At 61.3% G+C, this 19,425-nt stretch carries 16 protein-coding genes and 1 riboswitch; of the genes, 6 read left to right on the top strand and 10 right to left on the bottom strand.

Translation table 11 applies throughout. From position 1 onward, the window contains the following. The first annotated feature begins 96 nt into the window (after positions 1-96). A complete protein-coding gene (locus FFV09_RS11875; protein WP_141448020.1) occupies positions 97-1,002 on the top strand; it encodes an SDR family NAD(P)-dependent oxidoreductase in 906 nt (301 codons plus the stop codon). Between the two features lie 204 nt (positions 1,003-1,206). Here the strand turns inward: FFV09_RS11875 and FFV09_RS11870 are convergent, their stop codons facing one another. Continuing rightward, positions 1,207-2,304, bottom strand: a complete 1,098-nt coding sequence (locus tag FFV09_RS11870; protein ID WP_141448019.1) for a threonine aldolase family protein — start codon at positions 2,302-2,304, stop codon at positions 1,207-1,209. A gap of 150 nt (positions 2,305-2,454) precedes the next feature. Between FFV09_RS11870 and nudC the strand changes: the two genes are divergently transcribed. Both nudC and FFV09_RS11860 read left to right on the top strand, forming a co-directional pair. Then, entirely contained in the window at positions 2,455-3,312 is an 858-nt protein-coding gene (gene nudC, locus FFV09_RS11865; RefSeq protein WP_246098323.1) for an NAD(+) diphosphatase, read from the top strand. 467 nt (positions 3,313-3,779) lie between these two features. Beyond that, positions 3,780-4,712 carry a cation diffusion facilitator family transporter gene (locus tag FFV09_RS11860; protein ID WP_150233991.1) on the top strand — a complete coding sequence of 311 codons (933 nt, stop codon included), beginning with the start codon at positions 3,780-3,782 and terminating at the stop codon, positions 4,710-4,712. 709 nt (positions 4,713-5,421) lie between these two features. Here FFV09_RS11860 and ribD read toward each other — a convergent pair. The 3 genes from ribD to FFV09_RS11845 form a co-directional block, all read right to left on the bottom strand. Continuing rightward, the gene (gene ribD / locus FFV09_RS11855) at positions 5,422-6,519 is read right to left on the bottom strand and encodes a bifunctional diaminohydroxyphosphoribosylaminopyrimidine deaminase/5-amino-6-(5-phosphoribosylamino)uracil reductase RibD (protein WP_141448017.1); all 1,098 of its coding nucleotides are present in this window, start codon (positions 6,517-6,519) and stop codon (positions 5,422-5,424) included. Positions 6,520-6,525: 6 nt separating this feature from the next. After that, entirely contained in the window at positions 6,526-7,314 is a 789-nt protein-coding gene (locus FFV09_RS11850; RefSeq protein ID WP_141448016.1) for a GTP cyclohydrolase II, read from the bottom strand. A 277-nt stretch (positions 7,315-7,591) separates the two neighbouring features. After that, positions 7,592-8,683, bottom strand: coding sequence for an FAD-dependent monooxygenase (locus tag FFV09_RS11845; protein ID WP_141448015.1), 1,092 nt, complete (start codon positions 8,681-8,683; stop codon positions 7,592-7,594). Between the two features lie 308 nt (positions 8,684-8,991). On the opposite strand from FFV09_RS11845, the gene FFV09_RS11840 reads away from it, so the two are divergent. Then, positions 8,992-9,315, top strand: coding sequence for a winged helix-turn-helix transcriptional regulator (locus FFV09_RS11840; RefSeq protein ID WP_141450440.1), 324 nt, complete (start codon positions 8,992-8,994; stop codon positions 9,313-9,315). Between the two features lie 837 nt (positions 9,316-10,152). Here FFV09_RS11840 and FFV09_RS11835 read toward each other — a convergent pair. From FFV09_RS11835 to FFV09_RS11825, 3 genes are all read right to left on the bottom strand, one after another. Next, complete coding sequence (locus FFV09_RS11835; RefSeq protein WP_141448014.1) at positions 10,153-10,470, bottom strand: DMT family transporter; 318 nt, start codon at positions 10,468-10,470, stop codon at positions 10,153-10,155. Continuing rightward, on the bottom strand, positions 10,467-10,823 hold the full coding sequence (locus tag FFV09_RS11830; protein WP_141448013.1) for a DMT family transporter: 357 nt from the start codon (positions 10,821-10,823) through the stop codon (positions 10,467-10,469). Before FFV09_RS11830 ends, FFV09_RS11835 begins: the two co-directional genes overlap by 4 nt. A 71-nt stretch (positions 10,824-10,894) precedes the next feature. Then, a riboswitch (guanidine-I (ykkC/yxkD leader) is annotated at positions 10,895-11,029 on the bottom strand. Between the two features lie 182 nt (positions 11,030-11,211). Further along, positions 11,212-11,967: a thermonuclease family protein gene (locus tag FFV09_RS11825; protein WP_170315007.1), complete on the bottom strand. Its 756-nt coding sequence runs from the start codon at positions 11,965-11,967 to the stop codon at positions 11,212-11,214. A gap of 230 nt (positions 11,968-12,197) precedes the next feature. Between FFV09_RS11825 and FFV09_RS11820 the strand changes: the two genes are divergently transcribed. Continuing rightward, positions 12,198-12,770, top strand: a complete 573-nt coding sequence (locus tag FFV09_RS11820; protein ID WP_141448011.1) for a 5' nucleotidase, NT5C type — start codon at positions 12,198-12,200, stop codon at positions 12,768-12,770. Between the two features lie 228 nt (positions 12,771-12,998). Here the strand turns inward: FFV09_RS11820 and FFV09_RS11815 are convergent, their stop codons facing one another. Then, a complete protein-coding gene (locus FFV09_RS11815) occupies positions 12,999-13,820 on the bottom strand; it encodes a methyl-accepting chemotaxis protein (protein WP_141448010.1) in 822 nt (273 codons plus the stop codon). Positions 13,821-14,055: 235 nt separating this feature from the next. Further along, positions 14,056-15,420, bottom strand: coding sequence for a right-handed parallel beta-helix repeat-containing protein (locus tag FFV09_RS11810; protein ID WP_141448009.1), 1,365 nt, complete (start codon positions 15,418-15,420; stop codon positions 14,056-14,058). 184 nt (positions 15,421-15,604) lie between these two features. Between FFV09_RS11810 and FFV09_RS11805 the strand changes: the two genes are divergently transcribed. Continuing rightward, positions 15,605-15,994: a hypothetical protein gene (locus FFV09_RS11805; RefSeq protein WP_141448008.1), complete on the top strand. Its 390-nt coding sequence runs from the start codon at positions 15,605-15,607 to the stop codon at positions 15,992-15,994. 208 nt (positions 15,995-16,202) lie between these two features. Here FFV09_RS11805 and pxpB read toward each other — a convergent pair whose 3' ends face one another. Beyond that, a complete protein-coding gene (gene pxpB / locus FFV09_RS24490; RefSeq protein WP_342782112.1) occupies positions 16,203-18,797 on the bottom strand; it encodes a 5-oxoprolinase subunit PxpB in 2,595 nt (864 codons plus the stop codon). Positions 18,798-19,425: the final 628 nt, after the last annotated feature.

The following is a 19,425-nucleotide window of genomic DNA, read 5'->3' as shown; positions in this document are numbered from 1 at the left end:
TCCAAGTCAACAAGCAGCACATCGTTGTTGACTTGGAGCTGGCTCCAAGTTATATGCTGTTCTCCATGATCGAATAATCGAATGGAGGCATGCAGCATGAAAGATACTCATACCGCCCCGACAGCGGGCAGAACGGCCCTGATCACCGGTGCCAACAACGGCATCGGCCTGGAACTGACGCGCAGGCTGCTGGCCGAAGGCTGGGACGTCGCCGCGCTGATCCGTTCGCCGTTTGCGGCGGAGGACGAAGCAATCTCGGCGGCGATCCGCGCAGGGCGGCTGCGGGTCTACACCGCGGAACTGACCGATTACCGGCAGTTGGCCGCGGCGCTGAAGCGTATCCGGCATGAGGAGACGGCGATCGACGTGCTGTTCAACAACGCGGGCGGCAGCCTGGCGGAGCTCGAATTTTCGCCGCAGGGACGCGAAAAGCATTACGAGCTGCAAACGGTCGTGCCGTACATTCTCTACCGCGAGACAAAAGAGCTGCTGCTGCGCGGATCGCTGAAGACCGTGATCGGCACGTCGTCAAACGCGTTCGCCTATACGAAGAAGTTCGATCCCGACAAGCTGGCCAAGCCGGGCACGTTCAAGCCGCTGACGGGTGCGTACGCGGACACCAAGCTTGCGCTGTCACTCTGGACGCAGGCGCTGGCCCCGGCGGAAGCGGCGGACGGCATCCTGCTGCGCAGCGCCGATCCCGGCCCCAACAACACGCTTCGCAAAGGCAAAAAATCCGGCCTCCCGCTTCCCGTCCATTATCTGATGCGCTTCTTTTTCGCTCCGCCGACGCAAGGCGCCGGGCGGCTGCACGAAGCGGCTTTTGGCCCGTATCGCGGCCAGACCGGCGTGCTGATCGACAAAAAAGGAATCGTCAAGCTCAAGTTTGCCGATCGGGCGCAGGCCGTGCTCGGCAACGTGGACCGCATCTACCGCGAGGAATTTCAAATCTTGATGCGTGAAAATAAGACTGACGCTGCGGCGTCAGCAGCGCCCCTGTAAGATGGAGAAACCTATCATGCACCGCGGGCACGGCGGCATCGCTTCCCGTCCGAACGAGCGGCAGCTCGAATTCGAATGGTAGAAAAAGCGCGCCAAACAGCCGCCGCGATCAGGTTCGATACCTGATCGCGGCGGCTGCTTCTTTTTCCGGAATCTACCCTTGAAGCGGCCTTGATCCGGTCCTGACCCGGTCCTGATCCGGTCTTAGCCCCGGACTTCCGAGAGCCGACGGCCCAGCCGTTCGATCGCTTCGCGCAGCCTGCCGGCAGGTACCGCCTCGTACGAATCGCCGATCGACACTTCCGTCGAGCACGACGCTTCGCCGTTGTCTCTAAGGTAGGCGGCCAATCCGATACCGGTCTCGGCCTGCACCTCCGCGACGACCGCTTCGCCGACTTCCGCCGGGACGTCGAAGTACAGATGGAACATGTTCGACACCGGCACTTCCGGCAGCGTGCGAATGCCCGGCTGTGCGTTGTACAGCGCCGCCAGTTCCCGCGCTTCCCCGTAATAGCGTGCCATCCGCGGCAGGCGCAGGTCGAGATAATACTCCGAGCTGAGAATGTACGGATACAGGCTGATCAGGTCGCCGCCGTGCCGTCTTTTCCACACTTTTGCCTGTGCCGAAAGGTCCGCGTCGCCGACCAGCATCGCGCCGGCAATCCCGCCCACGCCTTTGTAGAAGGAGACATAGACGCTGTCGAACAGCGCGCAGACTTCTGCCGCCGTTTTGTCGTAATGCGGCAAAATCTCGAACAGCCTCGCACCGTCCAGATGCAGCGCGATGCCCCGTTCCCGGCAGTAGGCCGAGATCGCTTCAAGCTCCGCGTACTCCGGCAGTTGGCCGCCGATCTCGCGCTGGGGCAGTTCGAGCAGCAGGCAGACGACGGAATCCGGCATCTGCTGCACGTCGTCCAGCGTAATGAGCCGATCTTTGTCCGCCAGCAGCACCGGCTCCAGATGATGCAGCTCTTTCAAGCCGTCCTGCTCGTGGATCTCCAGGTGGCAGAGCGGGTGATAGGCGACGGTCCTGCCGCCTTTGCGGTCGCTCCAGATGCGCAGCGCGATCTGCTGGGCCATCGTGCCGCTCGGGAAAAAGACAGCCGATTCCTTGCCCAGCATCCGCGCAAGCTTGCGCTCGAACTTCTCGATCAGCTCGCCGCGGCCGTACATATCGCTCGGGGTGTCCGCGTCGACGCCTTTGAGGGCGTCGAGCAGCACGCCTACGCTTCGCGGGCCGTTCCCCGCCGTACGGTACTCCGCCTGCCGAAACGTCTCGCCCAAATTCAACGGTTGATTCATGCTGAAAAATCCTCCTTTTCGCGAAAGGTTCACGAGGGTTCGCTTCCGCTTGTCTGATACGGATATTGTACGCCTCTTGCTCCGCCTTCGCTATCCTCTCATAATAAGGAAGACAAGCTTGACCATTCCACTCCGAAAGGTTCTGTTACCGTGACCCTGTCCAAACCGAGCATCTATGACCGTTACCTCCCCGCGCTGAGCGCGGAACCTTCGGATACCCCGGCTTACTGGTTCGTTTTCCGGTCGAATACCGGCCAACTGCTCCTGAGCGACCGGGCAGGCCTTGACGCCGTTCCGAGCGCGCAGCACGCGGAGACGCTCGGCTTTACGCCGGTTCGTTCGCTGTTTCTCGGCCTGCTCGACGGCGCTCCCTGCTACGCTGCCGAAGCGCCGGACGACGCCGAGCCGCCGGAAGGGTTCGCTTTCCATTCGCTGCGCCCGCTGTACGACAGGATGGACGAAGACCTGTTCCATGTCGCCGGACGCGCGCTGCAAATGCTGAATTGGGACGATACCCACCGGTTCTGCGGACGCTGCGCAGCGCCGCTTGCGCCTGCCGGCCACGAACATGCCAAAGTGTGTCCCCAATGCGGACTGCGCCATTATCCGCGTATCTCGCCCGCCGTCATCACCGCGATCCTCAAAGACGGCAAGATTCTGCTGGCGCATTCGGCCCGTTTTCCGAACAAAATGCACGGGTTGATCGCGGGATTCCTGGAAGCCGGCGAGACGCTCGAAGACTGCGTGCGGCGCGAGACGATGGAAGAAATCGGCCTGACGCTCGGCAAGATTCGCTACTTCGACAGCCAACCGTGGCCTTTTCCCAATTCGCTTATGATCGGATTCGTGGCGGAGTACGAGAGCGGCGAGATTACCGTCGACGGCGAAGAAATCGCGGAAGCGAACTGGTTTGGCCCGGACGAGCTGCCCAATATTCCGCCGAGAGGCAGCATCGCGCGCCGAATGATCGATTGGTACGCGGAACAATACGGCAGCCGGCCAGAATGAGGCAGACCCCCGGATACGGTGGACGATTTGCGCTACAGGCCGGTCGGGGAAAAGATTCGCCGGTCCGGCGCACCGCTGTCTAGGGGTACGTTTGAGAGGCACGTTTGAGGAGAATAAGAGAAAACCGTTTTCGCTCCATAAAAAAAGAATCGGCGTCGGCGTGTTCCGCTTCGCCGATTCCGGGTACATATAACGAGGGCGGTTCTGCGGCGCAGTACCGCGCAATACCGGGGACGCCAGGCGCTTTCCCGCATGTTTTCCTACATAATGCAGCATCCGTTCCACGGCAATCCGCCTGCCAAGCCGGGATGCCCAAGTCTGTTAAGTCCAAATCTGTACGTCCAAGTCTCCATCATTCGATCCACAAGGAGGAATCGTTCGTGGCTCAAGCCAAACCGTCATCCGAACTGCCGCCCGAAACGCTGGGTGCGTTAATCAAAAAAGGCAATACGTCTTCCGCCGTCGCGATGGCCGGCAATGCCGTACTCGCCGCCGCCAAAGGCGCAGCCGCGGCCTTCACGGGCAGCGGCGCGATGTTCGCCTCGGCCATGCACTCGCTCGCGGACGCCGTGAACCAAGGCTTCGTGTTCGTCGGCAGCGTGCTGTCCGAACGCCGTCCGAGCCGCCGTTTCCCGGTCGGCTTCGGGCGCGTCATCAACATTTTCTGCATGATCGCGGTCATCGTCGTCACGATCATGGCGTACGAAACGATCCACGAAGGCATCCACCTGCTTCAGCATCCGGCCGAAGCTTCGAGCGGCTTCTGGATCAACGTCGGCGTGCTGATCCTGAACATCGTCGTCGACGGGGCCATCCTGATCAAGGCCTCGAAGGAAATTCTCAAAGAAGCGCGAGCGCCCAAAGCGTCGGGCTTCGCCCTGCTGCCGGCCGCGTTCAAAAACGTCGGCCGCGCCGCCCCTCCGACGCGCCTCGTGTTCTATGAAGACATCGTCGCCGTGCTCGGCGCGTTCTTCGCGCTCGTGGCCGTCGTCGTTATCGCCTTCACCAACTTCGCATTGATCGACGGCATCGCGACGACGCTGATCGGCGTGCTGATGATCGCTGTCGCGTTCCGCGTCGGCTACGACAACATGATCGGCCTGATCGGCGTCTCCGCGCCGCAGGACGTCGAAGACGGCGTCTCGTCGGCCATTCTCGGCGATACCGACGTGCGCGACATCGAGAGCATGCGCATCATTCAGGAAGGCCGCTACTACCACGTGGACGCCGTCGTGGAACTGCGTACGGGCCTGACGCTCGGCGAAGCCGACGACATCAAGCTCCGCATCCAGAAAGAGCTGACGACCAACCCCGACATCGCCGACGCGGCGATCTCGATCGTCGAAGACGACGGCCAGACCAGCTGGAAGCGCCGGGAAGCCGATCTCGAGAAAAACTAGGTCGCTTGCGCCGGAGTTAGGGCAGCGGAGTTGGACACGTGGGTTCGGCCGTATGCGGGCGTTGAGTTCGGGTACCGGGTTCGGGCAGCGGGACTCAGGCAGCGAGTTCGGGTACCGGGTTCGATCCGGTACCGCGCAAAAGCAGCCGCCGCGGTTTCCGATCCGGCAAATCGCGAGGTGCGGACGGAGATGCCGTTCGACGCGCGGGATCGGGATCACGCGGGATCGAGCTGATCGTGAAATTAACGTCCTGACGACACTTATTCGAGCGAAAAAGCTGTCCAAAGGCGATTAATTGCGCAGGAACACTTATTTTGCGGAAAAAGAAGGTTTTCGGCGTTTGGGCGAACAAATAGCTGCTCCTACGCAGTTATTTGCCTCCGCGCAGACAAAACGGAGAAAATAACTGTTCTCAGGCAGTTATTTTCGGCAGTACGGCAGTACGGCCGTATAAGTAAAAGGCCGATGTTTCCCGGAAGGGAAGCATCGGCCTTTTTGCATCTCTGTATCGCCGCTCATACGGGATTCGAACTTCGCATCCGTGCGGTTCGAACTTCGCATCTGACCGGTTTGAACTTTCCGTCTGCCGGGTTCGAACTTCGAGTCTGCTTCGTTCGGATTTCGCCTCTATAAGATCCGAACTTAGCGTCCGCCCGGTTCGAACTGTCGCGCCTGTCCGGCTTCCACTTCGCCCATGCCCGGTTCGAACTTATTGCTTCGGAAAATAAGCCTCGAACTTCAGGTCCGGTCCGAGCGGCTCGGCACGCAGGCCGGTCAGCTGCACGGCCTCGTTCATGTCGGAGATGCCCAGACCTTCGATAAAGGTCGGGGCGTCCTTGCCGCCGACAAGCTTAGGCGCCATGTACAGCACGAGCTTGTCCGCAAGGCCCTGCTCGACGAACGAAGCGATCACCTGGCCGCCGCCTTCGACGAGCAGCGAAGAGATCTCGCCCGCGCCAAGCGCGTCGAGCACCTCGTTCAGGTTCACTCGCTCGCCCGATGTCTCGATGACGCGCACGCCGGCGGCTTCGAGCCGCTTGCGCTTATCCGGATCGGCCTGCGATCCGGTGAAGATCCACGTCGGCGCTTCGCCGTCCGTGATCACCCGGGCATGCTCCGGGATGCGCAGCGTGCTGTCCAGCACGACGCGCAGCGGATTGCGACCGCCGGGCAGCCGCGTATTCAGCTGCGAATCGTCGTGCAGAATCGTCTGCACGCCGACCAGGATCGCGCCGCTCTCGTGGCGCAGGCGATGCACGTCTTCGCGGGCTTCCGCGGACGTGATCCAGCGGCTGCTGCTGCTGCGCGTCGCGATCTTCCCGTCCATCGTCACGGCCGATTTGACCGTGACGAACGGGCGCTTGCTGACGATGTAGCGATTGAACACTTCGTTCAACCGTTCGGACTCTTCGCGCAGCACGCCTTCGATCACTTCGATGCCGGCATCGCGCAGAATTCGGATGCCGCTGCCCGCGACGAGCGGGTTCGGATCGGGCGCGGCCACGACGACGCGCGCAAGCCCCGCCCGCACGATCGCTTCGGCGCAGGGGCCGGTGCGGCCATGATGCGAGCACGGTTCAAGCGTGACGTAAATCGTCGCGCCCCGGGCATGGTCGCCGGCCATGCGCAGCGCGTGAATCTCCGCGTGCGGCTCGCCCGGCTTCAGATGGGCACCGATGCCGACGAGGCGGCCGTCGTTGACGATGACCGAGCCGACGAGCGGATTCGGCGCGGTCTGACCCTGCGCGGCGCGCGCGTTCTCAAGCGCGAGGCGCATATATTTTTCGTGAAGGGACCGTTCGTTCATGCCTCGTCAGTCTCCTCCTTCGACGGCCGGAAGTTCCGCCACGCCTTCGATCGGGTTTTGCGTCGCGAAGTGGCCGGACCGGCTGACCTTCGTCCGCAGATACTTCTCGTTGAACTCGGACACGTCGCCCCACAGCGGCGTGCGCCCGGACACGTTCATGCCGGAAGCTTTGAGCGCTTCGAGCTTGCGCGGGTTGTTCGTAATAAGCGTGACCGGCAGCGGGCGCAAATATTTCAGCACGCCGATCGCGCCGTCGTAATTGCGGGTATCGTCTTCGAAGCCGAGCGCGAGATTCGCTTCCACGGTATCCATGCCCTGTTCCTGCAGCACGTAAGCCATCGCTTTGCTGAACAGGCCGATGCCGCGTCCTTCGTGGTTCGCCAGGTAGAACAGCGCGCCGGAGCCGTGCTCCACGATCATCTTCATCGACTGGTGCAGCTGGTAGCCGCAGTCGCAGCGCTTGCTGCCGAAAATGTCGCCGGTATGGCAGATGCTGTGCATGCGGATAACGGCGTCGTGCGAATGCTCGAAATCGCCGTAGACCAGAACGCTGGACTGCTGGCCTTCGGCCAGATCCATCGTCGGCAGGCTGCGAATCAACGCTTCGGCGGACATGTCCTTGCCGCCTTCGGGTTCTTTCATCCAGCTGTACCAGCGGAACACGATCGTCTCGCCTTCCAGATTGACCGGAAGCGTGATCGGACCGACCAGCACGTAGCCTTCCTTCGGATTCAGAACGGAAGGAACATGATGAATTCTGTCTTTGAGCATGAAAGCTGCGCTGTTGTTCAGCATGGTGACACATCCTTATTTTCGTATTGGTGAAGACGGCGGCGTGCAGGCGGGCTGCGGCTGAAGCGGCAGGTGCGCTGCGACGGATCGCCGTGTTTGTGATGCATAATAACCGTGCTTCGAGACCGGTAGTCGGCCTTGTCTGGAGCTTCCTCTCCAACTATTCGCACGCAGTCCCGACTTGGATCACCTTTGCCAAAAAGAATTTAAAATTTTCGGTATTCCGAAGTCGGATTTCTTCAGTTTATCGCCGTTCTGTTTATTATCGACCAGTTAATTGTTAAATATTAAAATTTTTAGCATATCCCTGTTCCATCACGAGCTGTTCGCGCTGCCGGCGTTCCACGTCGCCGCGCCGGCGCTGCTCCAGCCGTTCGAGCGGCAGGCTCGTATCCTGAAGCTGCTCCATGCAGACCAGCAGTTCTTCGTGCAGTACGTCCGCGTCCGTGAGCGCTTCGTTCAGCCCGAAAGCTCCGGTAGGCGTCATCGTATGCGCCGCGTCGCCGATCAGCACGAGGCCCGGCCGGGCCCAGCGTTCCGAGCGGCTGCTGAAAATGTCCAGCAGCACGAAGTCCTGCCACGACGTGATATGGGCCCGGACGCTCGACTCCAGCTTCGGAAAAGCCTGAATCAGCGTATCGGTCAGTTCCTCGAACGGCCGCTTGCGCAGTTCCTTGTACGAATCTTCCCGGATGTTCCAGCCGACCTGGACATAACCGCGCGCCTGCGTGAACAGATGCAGCTGCTGGCCGTTCTGGATCGTCGAACACATGACCGGTTCCCAATCGGCCGGCGCCGGAATTCTGGCCCACAGCAGGTCGTAACCGTGTCCTTCCGTACTGGACGTTATGCCCGCATGCCGGCGGACAGACGAATACCGGCCGTCCGCGCCGACCACGATGCGGCTGCGAATCTCTTCGTCGCTGCCGTCCGCTCTACGGATCTTGACGCCGGTGTAACGGCCGTCTTCGCCCTGCAGCAGGCCGCGCACCGTCGTGCCGGGCAGGTAGGCAAAGTTCGGATACGCGGCCGCTTCGTCCAGCATCGGGCGCAGCAGATCGGCCTGCGGAATATGGATGCCCACGTTGCCGTTCTCCGTCTCCGGCAGGATCGTCTTCACGACGCGCCGATTGTCCCAGTATTCGAGCCGGATTAGCGCCAGCACCGCTTCCGGCGCTACTTTGTCCAGCAGCCCGTGCTTGCGCAGCACGCGCTCGCCGTCGTTATTCAATATTTCTCCGCGAAAAGAAGGCCCCGGAGACGACTGCTTCTCGATCAGCACGACGTCCGCCCCGCGGCGCGCCAGCAGGCACGCCAGCAACGTCCCGGCCGGGCCTCCGCCCACGATACAAATTTCGGTATGTCGTTCCATCTTTTTTCCTCCGATTGCGGATGCTCCGACAGGAACAGATACGCGGTAGTGCAGCTTATACGCGCATGTGCGTACATTACTTTATGTAACCGAGTATATTTAATAAATGGTACGAAGTCAAGTTTTAATTATTACGAATTGTAAGCTTGTTTATTTTAATCACTCCTGTATAATAAAGTGGAAAGCACCGCCTACCTTCAACCTTGCACCGCCCGCACGTTCGGGCTTATGAACATAGATTTCCCGACCGACTTTTCGCAAGCGTCCCATCAATCCAACTACGGAGAGTGATTCCCTTGGCAGCAGAGCTGAACCAACTGTGCCCGAGATTCGAAAGAGCCATCGAGCTGCTCAGCAAACGCTGGACGACCCTGATCATTTATCGCCTGCTGGACGGCCCGCGCCGTTTCGTGGACATCGAGACTTCCCTGTCCAACCTGAGCGGCAAAGTGCTGTCCGAGCGCCTCAAAGAATTGGAAGAAGCCGGCATCGTGCTGCGCACCGTCTATCCCGAAAAGCCCGTGCGGATCGAATATTCGCTGACCGATATGGGCCGCGACCTTGCGCCCGTGATGGACGACATCCAGGGCTGGGCGACGCGCTGGATCAAGATCGAGCAGGAGCAGGTCTAATCCCGTACAGCGTCGTCAAAAAAGTCCGTGCGGCGTTCTCGGCCAAGAACGGCGTTGACCGAACGCGGCACTTCCGGCAGAGCTGAACAAGAAAAAGAGACGTCCCGACGGGACGTCTCTTTTTTGTGGTCGTTTGGGCGGCAAAGCGCAAGGGCGGCAGAAAAGGTTGAGTGCCAAGACGCGAGGCCGGCGATCCGGGTTCCCCGCCATGCAGCCGTATGACCGAGCGCAGCCCAGCGCGAATGAGTCGGGGTAACGAATCCTGATGCGTTTAAGCGACGTTTTCCTACTACGGCCGGTTTTTAACGAATCCTGGTAACGTTAAACGACCTTATAGCTCGATGTCTACTTTTAACGAATCCTGATATCGTTAAACGACCTTATTGTGCCAATGTCTATTTTTAACGAATCCTGATGTCGTTAAACGACGTTATTGTGCCAATGTCTATTTTTAACGAATCCTGATATCGTTAAACGACCTTATTGTGCCAATGTCTATTTTTAACGAATCTATATAACGCTATTTCCAAAATCAAGCGTGTAAAAGCGCCTTTTACCCGAAATAGCGACACTACGATTCGTTAGCGGCTCAAAATTCGCGAATCCGGCCATATAGCGTTATGACGATTCATTAGCCCGGACCGAGCTACGTCGGGAACTCGCCTTTGGCGCCGATTCGCAGAAATCGGCGGTCGGTCCGTCGGACACCTCCGGCGAGTCGACGCCTACCTCGCCTTTGGCGCCGGGCCGCAGCCGACCCAAGCCGGCCGCCTCCGGCATTCGGCCCTCAGTCCCTCTACCCTCCCAGCGCCTCGCCCTCTCCCCGAATCGCCCCTGTCACCCGCTTACCAGCTTCAGCCCCACTGCCGAGCCCAGCACCAAAGCGATGCACGCGAGGCGCAGCAGGCTGCGCGATTCGCCGTAGAAGACCATGCCCAGAATCGCGCCGCCCGAAGCGCCGATGCCGGTCCAGACGGCGTAGGCCGTGCCCATCGGCAGCGTCTCCATCGCCAGACTCAGCAGGACGAAGCTGAGTACGAAGCCGCCCGCCATGAGCAGAAAAGCTTTGATACTGCGCTCTTGATGCAGCTTGTTGATCATCAATACGCCAAACATCTCGAATACGCCGGCCAGAATCAAAAAAGTCCAGTTCATGAATGCACGCCTCCTTTTCCGTTATGCTTGCTTCCGCTCAGCAGTTTCAAGCCGATGACGCCAAGCAGCAGCGTACCAATCAGAATCAGTTTGGACGGCTGAACCTCCGCGCCGAGCAGCACAATTTCCGCTACGACGGTGCCTGCGGTGCCGAGTCCGACGAACACGGCGTAGACGGTGCCGACCGGCAGCGTGCGCGACGCGGCGATCATCAGGTAGAAGCTGATGACGATCGCAATGCCCGTCGCCAGCCATTCCCAGAGCCCTGCCGCATGTTTGAGCCCGATCACCCAGCCGACTTCGAACAGGGCGGCGACGATGACGGACAACCAGATTCGGTTCGTATTTTTCATGGATACATCCTCCTTTTTCAACCACCGTGAACGCAAAAAAGCCCGAGAGAATAAACCGCTTGTCGCAGTTCATCTCCCGGGCTTTTGTCCCTCCGTGGCGCGACAGGTTCGTCAAACGGTCATATGGCCGGCCGACGCGATCCTGTCGCGGTCTTCTCTCGGACCTGTCCGGCCGTTGCGGCCGCGGAACCCTAGAAAACATTCGCTCATGTGATTGTTCCCTTCATTATACACAACCGTCCCCCGGGGTCAACCGGTTCGCCGGTCTGATTCAGATCGGGTCGGATCAGGTTGTGTCGGTTCAAGCCGGGTCGCTTCAGGTCGAGTCGCGTCAAGCCGGGTCGCTTCAAACCGAGCCGAGCCGGCGCAGCATGCGGACTTCCGCTTCTCACCGCGCCGCTTCCGGATGGAAGCCGCGGTTGTCGGCGTAGCCGTCGATGCTCCATACGCCGAGCTTTTTGCGCTTGGCTTCGTTCTGGATTTCGCGGAAAGACTCGACGTATTTATCGTTCGGCTTATAGACGACGACGCGCGCGAATCCCTGCTCCAGCATCTCTTCGTTGACCAATTCGCCGTCCAGATAGACGTAGGCCAGCATCCGGTCGTATTGATCGCGCGGCTCGTCGTCGAATTCCAGTTCGACCGTTTGTCCGGTCAGGCGCTTTTTCGCGTATTCGCTCGCTTCCGGTCCGAACGGCTGCACGGCCGTGCCTTCTTTTTTCGTCTCCGGCGTGTCGATCAGCAGCATGCGCACGCGCTCGCGGCTGCCGTCTTCGAAGTTCGCGATAAACGTGTCTCCGTCGACCGTACGCTCCACTTCGGCCGTGACCTTTCCGTCGGCGTCGGCCGAAGGCTGGTCGTTCCCGTCCGGCGAACCGTTCTGCGGCGCGTCTTCGGACTGCCCCGTCGCGTCGGACTGTCCCGCTGTGCCCGGCTGCGCGTTCTCTATCCGCGGCGTCTCGCCGCCGCTGTCCAGCAGACCGCCCAACAGGCCGCGACCCGTATCGGTAAACAGAAGTAGACCGAGCACGATCACGGTGGCGAGGATCGAGTACAGGCTGCGTTTGGGCTTGCCACCGCCGCCGCCGCTTGGCTGACGATTTGACCCGGAGCCGCCGGGGTTCGGATGGTTTGGGGGTGTCATCGGCGTTCCTCCGTTCATCAAGTTTTTCCAAAAGAGTCTCCGGCCGCCTGCGCGGCGCGTCGACGCTCTAGGGTTCATACCCTTTTTTTCGGCAAAAGGCAACCTTGAACACGCGAAAAACCTGCAAAAACACTCCTGTTCTTTGCCATCGCGCGTCAACTTCGTTACAATGCAAGTATATGTAATTTTGCGAAAGCCATCACTATTTTTTCAAGCGGGAGAGGACTATCATGAGCAAAAAAATCGTAGCCATCGACATGGACGACACAATCTGTCATCTGGTGCCGAGGGCCATTCATTACCATAACGCCGCGTATCCGGACCTGCAGCTGACGATCGACCAGGTACTCAGCTTCGATCTCAGCAGCATCTGGCACCCGGAATGCAGCGAGGAGATTTTCTTCGGGCGGCCGAAGCTGTACGAAGAACTTGAAGTGTTCGACGAGCATACGATCGAGGAAGTTCGCCGGATCAGCGAAGAACACGACGTCATTATCGTCACGGCGGCGCGGCCGACGGCCGTTCCGGAGAAGTGGGCCTGGCTGCAGCGGCATATGCCGTTCATCCCGTTCGAGAACTTCTTCGTCGCCAAGCGCAAATCGCTGCTCGAATTCGATCTGCTGATCGACGACGGACCGCATAATCTGCTCGCCGCGCGCGACGCCGGCAAACGGACGATCGGCATTCCGAGACCGTGGAACCTCAAGCTTCAGGACGAGTTCCTGATGAAAGGTTCGTGGGACGGCATGGGCGATCTGGTCAACCACGTGCTGTCGGGCCCCGGCTTTCCGGCAAAAGGATAATCCGCTGAACCGACCGAGCCAACTGAACCGACCGAACTGACCGAGCCGACCGAGCCGACCGGCTTCCCGCTTCTGCCCCGCCGCGCTCGAAACGCAAAGCTTGCAATCGGCGGCGGGCGGGACGTGGAAGACGCGGCAGATACGACAAAAGCCCGAACCCAAGACGTTTCCACGTCTGCCGGTTCGGGCTTTTTTACACGCAATAAGATTCCGTTTCTAAAAAAAGATCTACAGCTGCTTGGCGAAATCGTTCAACTTGAGCGCCATTTCGCGAATCTCTTCGATCATCGCCGACAGCTGCTCCGTCGACTGCGCCTGATCCTGGCCCGTGCCGGCGATACGCTCCACCGAACCGCTCATCTGGGCCGTCAGCTTTTTGAACGTGCCGAGCGTGTCCCGGATGCTGTTCGTCGAAGTCACCGTCTGCCCGGACAGCTTGCGGATCTCGGACGCGACGATGCCGAACCCCGCGCCTTTGTCCCCGGCATGCGCCGCTTCGATCGCCGCGTTGATGCCGAGCATATGCGTCTGGTCCGCCACTTCCTTGATCATCCGCACGACGCCGTCCGCGCCGTGGGCATTCTGCTCCGCTTCCCGCGACAGGTCCAGCAGTTCGTGCGACACCTCCGCCAGATTCCCCGATCCTTCCGCGATCTGCGCGATCCGCTCGTTCGCCTGGCCAAGCGCGCCCGCGATCCGGTCGGCGATCTCGATCAGTTCGCTGTGTCGGCGCACCTGAACCGCGATGCCGCCGATAATGCGCCCGGACGCGTCTTTGACCGGCGTCGCCGTGCCCGTAAACGCAAACCCGTAAAACTCCGCCGGCACTTCCGCGCGCAGCGGCCGATCGTCGCGAATCGCCTGCATCAACGGCTCTTGCTGCTGCAGCAGCTGCCCCGGCTGGATCTTCAAATCGATATGCGCACCCGGCCAATAGGCCGTAAACTGTTCGTTGTCGCACAGCGCAATGGACACTTCGACGGGCAGAGCCGCTTTGAGCAGAGGGATGACCGCGGCCAACGTATCCAGGGAATCGATTCCTTTTGTCATAAGGGGGTTTCCTCCAAAAAGTATTTTGCCTTAATTTGTTAGATCAACCGAGCCTGACAGCAAAAAGAGGAGCGCATAAGGAGCTTGGAAGGATACCGTTCAAGCGGCGTTCGGGATAGGCCGCAAATGTTTTGAATGTAAAATCATGCTACAGGATCGCCCCGCAAAGGACAAGGTGCGATCGAAGCAAAGTTACCCTGCCGAAAGAGGCAATTCAGGCGCAAATCGCGCCCGGCTATTCGTAGGCGCCGCGGCTCGGGCGTCCTCCGCTTCCGGTGCCGCGCGGAAGGCCGTCCGGATCGGGAGCCGCGGCCAACACCGGGTCGGCGATGCCGGAACGGGAAGCGGGCGAACCGGCCTGCAGCCGGAAACTGCCGGATGCCGGGTCCGCGAACAGCGGATCGGCGAACAGCGAATGGGCATCGCCTCCGGAACCTTTGACGTAGGCGGCGAAGCCGGTATACGTTTTGTTTTTCCACGTCCAGGTCGCCTGCTTGGCGTTCGGCGCAAAGTACAGATTGTCATCCATCCGGCTGCCGACGTTCTCCGCGTATTCGTTGAGGATCAGCGCTTGGGACGCGGACGCGGCAAAAATATTGTTGCGAATGATATTGTTTCTGACGTCGAACTGCAGATACAGCTGGCCGGTGCCCCATTCCAGCGTGTCGTTGTACGCGACCGTGTTGCCGGTGACGATGCTGTCCGTCGTCGAACCGCGATCTTTGTCGTAGCCGCCCATCGCGATGCCGGTCATCGCGTTGCGGACGACCACGTTGCTGCGCACGATGATACCCGAAGTGGACCGTCCCGAGTGTTCGGACGCGATCTCGATGCCGATATCGTTGCGTTCGGTCCGGTTGTGCTCGATCACGATATCCCGGCCGCCGTCGACGTAGATGCCGCCGGCCGAATAACTGCCGTTCGGAATGCTGCGGCCGTAGGACGGATTGCGCACCGAAGTGCTGTCGGTCACCGTGTTGCCGCGGATCACGCCGTCCCGGGCCTGGTCGTACCGCTCGTCCGGCGACGTCCCTTCGAAGCCGATCGCGTCGATCCCGATATTGTCGTTGTCGTGCACCCGGTTGTTCTCCACGACGAACTGCTCGACGTTGCCGTTCAGCACGAGCGCTTCGCTGGAGCCGAGCGTCAGCCGGTACAATTCGTTGCCGGCAATCGTCAGGTCGGAGATCGAAGCCGGCGCTTCGGTGCCGTACACCGCGATGCCGTGCGCGTCCCGGCCCGCAAGCTCGCGGCCGACCGGCGCTGCCGTGCTGCCGATATCGTGGATTCGGTTATCCAGCAGGCGGACGCCTTGGCCGGCTCCGTGTACATGGATACCGATCGGCACGCGATCCGCTTTCGACGTCTTGTAATTGCGCAGTTCGAGGCCGCGGATCGTCACGCGGCTGGCCCCGTCCAGCTCGATCAGGCTGCCGGTGCCTTCGACGGACAGGTTCGTGCCGTCGAGCACCGCCGTCTCCGACGGATAGCTCGCGACGGTCAGGCGCGCGGCCGATCCCGCCGCGCCCGGTTCCCCGGCGAGCCTGAGCCGCTGTCCATACACGCCGCCGCGCATATACACGGTGCCGCCGGTCTTCATGGCGGCATCCGCGGCGCGCTGCACGGTCTTCCACGGGCGAGCCTGCGCGCCCGTACCGGTCTTGTCGCTGCCGGACGGCGCGACGTAGTAGTAAGGCGCGGAGTCGGCGGCTGGTGCGGCGGCGGCTGAGTCGGAGGCGAGCGAAGCCGCGGCTGGGCCCGAGGCGGCGGGGACAGCCGATGGAGTGGCGGCAGAGGCGGAAGCCGACAGCGACGCGGTGGCGGGGCCCGAGGCGATGGCCGGCGGCGCAGCGGAGGTTGAGCCGGCGGCAGCCGGAGCAGCGATAGGCTTCGCGGCCGAGGAAGAAGCCGAAGACGGCGCGGCCAAAGCCTGCAAAGCGGTGCTCGCCGAGGCCGACGTCATGTCGGCAGAATGGGCGGCGGAAAGCGGCGCGGCGCAGGCATTCAACGACGCCGCGGCCAGCGCAGCGCTCGCGGCGGTGGCTACAAATTTTAGAATATTGGGCAAAAAAGGTTCCTCCTTGGGTGCTCTCGATTGGCGCAAAACGCCGTATCTCTCTAAGCTGCGGCGTGATGTCGTTTATTTCATTTTATCGGTATATGAGAAGAATTAATAATTAAATCCGTAAAAAGAAAAACGGCTTGCAGGTGGATCGGGCCGGTCGGAGAGCGTCGGGCGGTTTTTGGTTTTTGCAAACCCTATGCCGTCAAGTCGGAGCAGGCCCTGCTTGAAATAGACCTGCGTTCCGCTTCTTTGAGGCAAACGGAGCGGCGAAACGCAGAACGCGAATCCGCACGCGACTGCCGACGCGACCGAATCTTCTAGCGGCTGCGCAGCCGAACGGCGATCCGAAGCCGTTCCATTTCCCGCTCGCGTTCCATGTACAGCCGCTCCGCTTCTTCCAGCGAAATTTCGACGAAGCGAACAGACTGCCCCGGACGAAGCTGGGCCACGACGCGCAGATCGACCGCGGCGATCTGCGCGATCCGCGGATATCCGCCCGTCGTCTGCCGATCGGCCGTCAGCACGATCGGCCTGCCGTCCGGCGGCACCTGCACCGTGCCCGGCGCGACCGCTTCGGAGATCAGCTCCAGCGGCTGCTCCAGCCCAAGCGTCGGACCCGACAAGCGGCAGCCCATCCGGTCCGACTGCGGAGTGACGCCGAAGGCGGCGCCAATTAGCGCCTCGCGGCTCGCCTCGTCGAAAAGCGCGTAATGCGTGCCGCGGGTGAAACGGACGGCGGCGGTCGAAGCGGCCGCGGATTGGCCGGCCGCGGAACGCGAAGGGTCCGAGAGCGCAGCGGCCGCCGGACCCGAGGAGCGCACAAGCTCGGAAGCAGATTCGGATCGCGCAGCGGCAGAACCGGCCGCGACGGCACAGGCAGGCTTGGAAGCAGCCGCTCCAAAGCGGCCAGGCTCGTCGGAGGCTGCCGACTGCGCAGGCGCGAATGCCGCCGCTTGGGCAGGCGCGAATGCGGCCGCCGCTTCGGCAGGCGCCGGGGTCGCGGCCGGAACGGCGGCCGCGGGGAAGCCGGCCCAGTCCGCAAGGCCGGCGATATAGCCGTGCGCGGCGTGCCATGCCGCCGCGGCGAAGTTCGCTTCGGGCCCGATTTCGCCCGAAGCCGGGCGCGCAGCGGCCATCGGCGTCCGCGCATGAAGGACGTCGCCCGCGCGCAGCGCGCGGCCTTCGAGCCCGCCCAGGCCGGCTCGAAGATCCGTGCTTCGGCTGGATAGCGCCTCCGGCGCGCCGAAGCCTCCCGCCAGCGCAAGATACGCGCGGCAGCCCTGCACGGCCGTGCCGAATTCCAGCACGGCCCCGGCCCGGACGGTGACGGGCCGCCACATCGGCAGCGGCTCGCCGCCGATCGTAGGCGCCAGATCGGCGCCGGTCAGCGCGATCCGCGACTCGCGCTCGAAGCAAAGCACAGGTCCTGTCAGCGTAATCTCAAGCGCGGCTTCGCTCTCGGCGTTGCCCGCGAGCAGGTTCGCCGCGCGCAGCGCGTACGCGTCCATCGCGCCGCCGGCCGTGACGCCGTACTGCTGGTAGCCCGGACGGCCGAGATCCTGCAGCGTCGTCTGCAGCCCGGGCTTCAGCACCGCGATAGCCGGCAGCTCCGCGCCAGAAAGTCCTCTACTGACGGACTCCCCGCCTGCATCTACCTGAGCCGAAGCCGACTCCGAATCAGCCGTAGATTCCAACTCGGCGGCAGGTTCCGCCAGATCGAGCACAGGCTCCGGCACGGAGCAGTCTTCGTAATCCCCGTTTTCAAAGCCGATCTTCCCTTGGAAGCCGACGTCAATTTCGGCACCGACGTCGGCGCCGACACCGGCACCCGCCTCCAATTCAGCCTCCCGTCTGTTGTCCTCCCCGTTATCGGCAGCAGGCCCCGTATCGGCATGCCGCAGCCCGGCATCCGCCAGCTCCGCGTACTTCTCGGCCGTAATTGGCCAAAACTTCACCCGATCGCCCGCCTGCAGCAGGCTCGGCGGCATGCGATCCGGCCGGAACAAGGCGACGGGGGTCCGCCCGATGATCCGCCATCCGCCGGGCGTGGATATCGGATACACCCCGGTCTGCGCTCCCGCAATCCCGACCGCTCCGGCCGGCACGGACATACGCGGCGTAGACAGCCGCGGAGCGGCAATCCGCTCGTCCATCCCGCCCAGATAAGGAAAACCGGGCGCGAATCCGATCATGTACACCGGATACTCCGCGCCGGCATGAATGTCCACGGCCTGCTGCTCCGTCAGGCCGTTGCGGTCGGCGACGAACGCCAGATCCGGGCCGTGTTCACCGCCGTAGAGAACCGGAACGTCGACCGTCCGGGTCTCAAGAGCTTCTTCGTTAATGTCCACCTCGGAGAGACGGTTTAACCAAGCTGCGGCAAGACCGGACACGGACAGCCAATCTGCGCGCTTCGCGTCCGCCTGTCCCGTTTTGCCGTGAATATGTTCCGGCACGCCGAGCCGTTCCGCCGTGCACAGCGGATCGTAAAAAATCGTCACCGCCGCAAAAGAAGGCACCGCTTCGATCATCCCCGGCAGCGGGCGCTTCTCCAATCGCCGCATCAGACGCCGCACGTCTCGCTGCACCCCGGAAGAAATTTCCGTTCCCAAAACAACCCGAAGCGCCGTTTCCCCCAACGGTTCGATCTTCAGGCTCCGATCTTGCCCGTCTTCGAGATCCGGCCGGCCTTCCCCGCTTGCGGACGCTTCGTTCGCGCTCCTCGGCAGCGATTCACTTGGTGTGCCGGATTCGTCGGGTCCGCTTGATCTGCCTTGCTTGCCTGGTCTGATTGGTTTTATGGGTGTGCTTGGTCCGCCCGTTTCATTTGGTCCGACTGATTCTCCTGGTCCACTTGTTCGGTTTGGTGTTCTTAGTTCGCTTGATCCGCTTGGTGTGCTCGGTCTGCTCATTTCGCTTGGTTGGCTCGCTTCGCTTGGTTCGCTTGGTTCGCTTGGTTCGACTGGTTTTTCTGTTGCGCTTGGTTCGCTTGTTTCACCTTCCCGACCGTCAACTTCCCGCCCGCCGCCTTCCCGATCCGAACGTCCGCTGCCCGTGCCTGCTCCCATGTCCATGCTCCGCCTCCTACACTCGTCTTCCTTCCTCTTCCTCTTTATCTTTCTCTTTATCTTTCTCTTCCTAATCTTCCTCAACGCTCTTTTGCAAGCCGATTTCTTCCTGCCTTCTACCCGCCATTCCGTTTGAAAACAAATCCGCATTACCTTCCTGATCTGCTCAAACCCACTCAAATCCGCTCGGACCTGCTCAAATCCGTTCTTTCCCACCCTTCATCCAACGAAAAAAACGAACAAGCCGCGAAATAACTGCACAGATGCAGTTATTCGCGTACGCCTTACACCCCACGAACAAATAACTGCGAAAATGCACTTATTTCGCTCGAATTTGGTTCCAAATCCGCTCAGGAGCCGAATTAAATGTATCTAGGCACTTATTCGTCTAAACACTCGCTTTTCGAGGCAATTAGCTGTATTGGCGCAGCTATTTCCCAAAAAGCGTCTCTGCTCTGCCTGATTGCGCCTT

Origin of the sequence: Saccharibacillus brassicae (assembly GCF_006542275.1) — a bacterium.
GTDB classification, from domain to species: domain Bacteria; phylum Bacillota; class Bacilli; order Paenibacillales; family Paenibacillaceae; genus Saccharibacillus; species Saccharibacillus brassicae.
This window is presented reverse-complemented; position numbering and strand designations above follow the sequence as displayed.

What these genes read in the sequence shown, in the direction of transcription:
- FFV09_RS11815 (WP_141448010.1), bottom strand. Translation starts at nt 13,820, where the DNA reads ATGACAAAAGGAATCGATTCCCTGGATACGTTGGCCGCGGTCATCCCT.
- FFV09_RS11860 (WP_150233991.1), top strand. Translation starts at nt 3,780, where the DNA reads ATGGCCGGCAATGCCGTACTCGCCGCCGCCAAAGGCGCAGCCGCGGCC.
- FFV09_RS11875 (WP_141448020.1), top strand. Translation starts at nt 97, where the DNA reads ATGAAAGATACTCATACCGCCCCGACAGCGGGCAGAACGGCCCTGATC.
- FFV09_RS11870 (WP_141448019.1), bottom strand. Translation starts at nt 2,304, where the DNA reads ATGAATCAACCGTTGAATTTGGGCGAGACGTTTCGGCAGGCGGAGTAC.
- ribD (WP_141448017.1), bottom strand. Translation starts at nt 6,519, where the DNA reads ATGAACGAACGGTCCCTTCACGAAAAATATATGCGCCTCGCGCTTGAG.
- FFV09_RS11835 (WP_141448014.1), bottom strand. Translation starts at nt 10,470, where the DNA reads ATGAACTGGACTTTTTTGATTCTGGCCGGCGTATTCGAGATGTTTGGC.
- FFV09_RS11845 (WP_141448015.1), bottom strand. Translation starts at nt 8,683, where the DNA reads ATGGAACGACATACCGAAATTTGTATCGTGGGCGGAGGCCCGGCCGGG.
- FFV09_RS11830 (WP_141448013.1), bottom strand. Translation starts at nt 10,823, where the DNA reads ATGAAAAATACGAACCGAATCTGGTTGTCCGTCATCGTCGCCGCCCTG.
- FFV09_RS11810 (WP_141448009.1), bottom strand. Translation starts at nt 15,420, where the DNA reads ATGAAGACCGGCGGCACCGTGTATATGCGCGGCGGCGTGTATGGACAG.
- FFV09_RS11850 (WP_141448016.1), bottom strand. Translation starts at nt 7,314, where the DNA reads ATGCTGAACAACAGCGCAGCTTTCATGCTCAAAGACAGAATTCATCAT.
- FFV09_RS11825 (WP_170315007.1), bottom strand. Translation starts at nt 11,967, where the DNA reads ATGACACCCCCAAACCATCCGAACCCCGGCGGCTCCGGGTCAAATCGT.
- pxpB (WP_342782112.1), bottom strand. Translation starts at nt 18,797, where the DNA reads ATGAGCAGACCGAGCACACCAAGCGGATCAAGCGAACTAAGAACACCA.
- FFV09_RS11820 (WP_141448011.1), top strand. Translation starts at nt 12,198, where the DNA reads ATGAGCAAAAAAATCGTAGCCATCGACATGGACGACACAATCTGTCAT.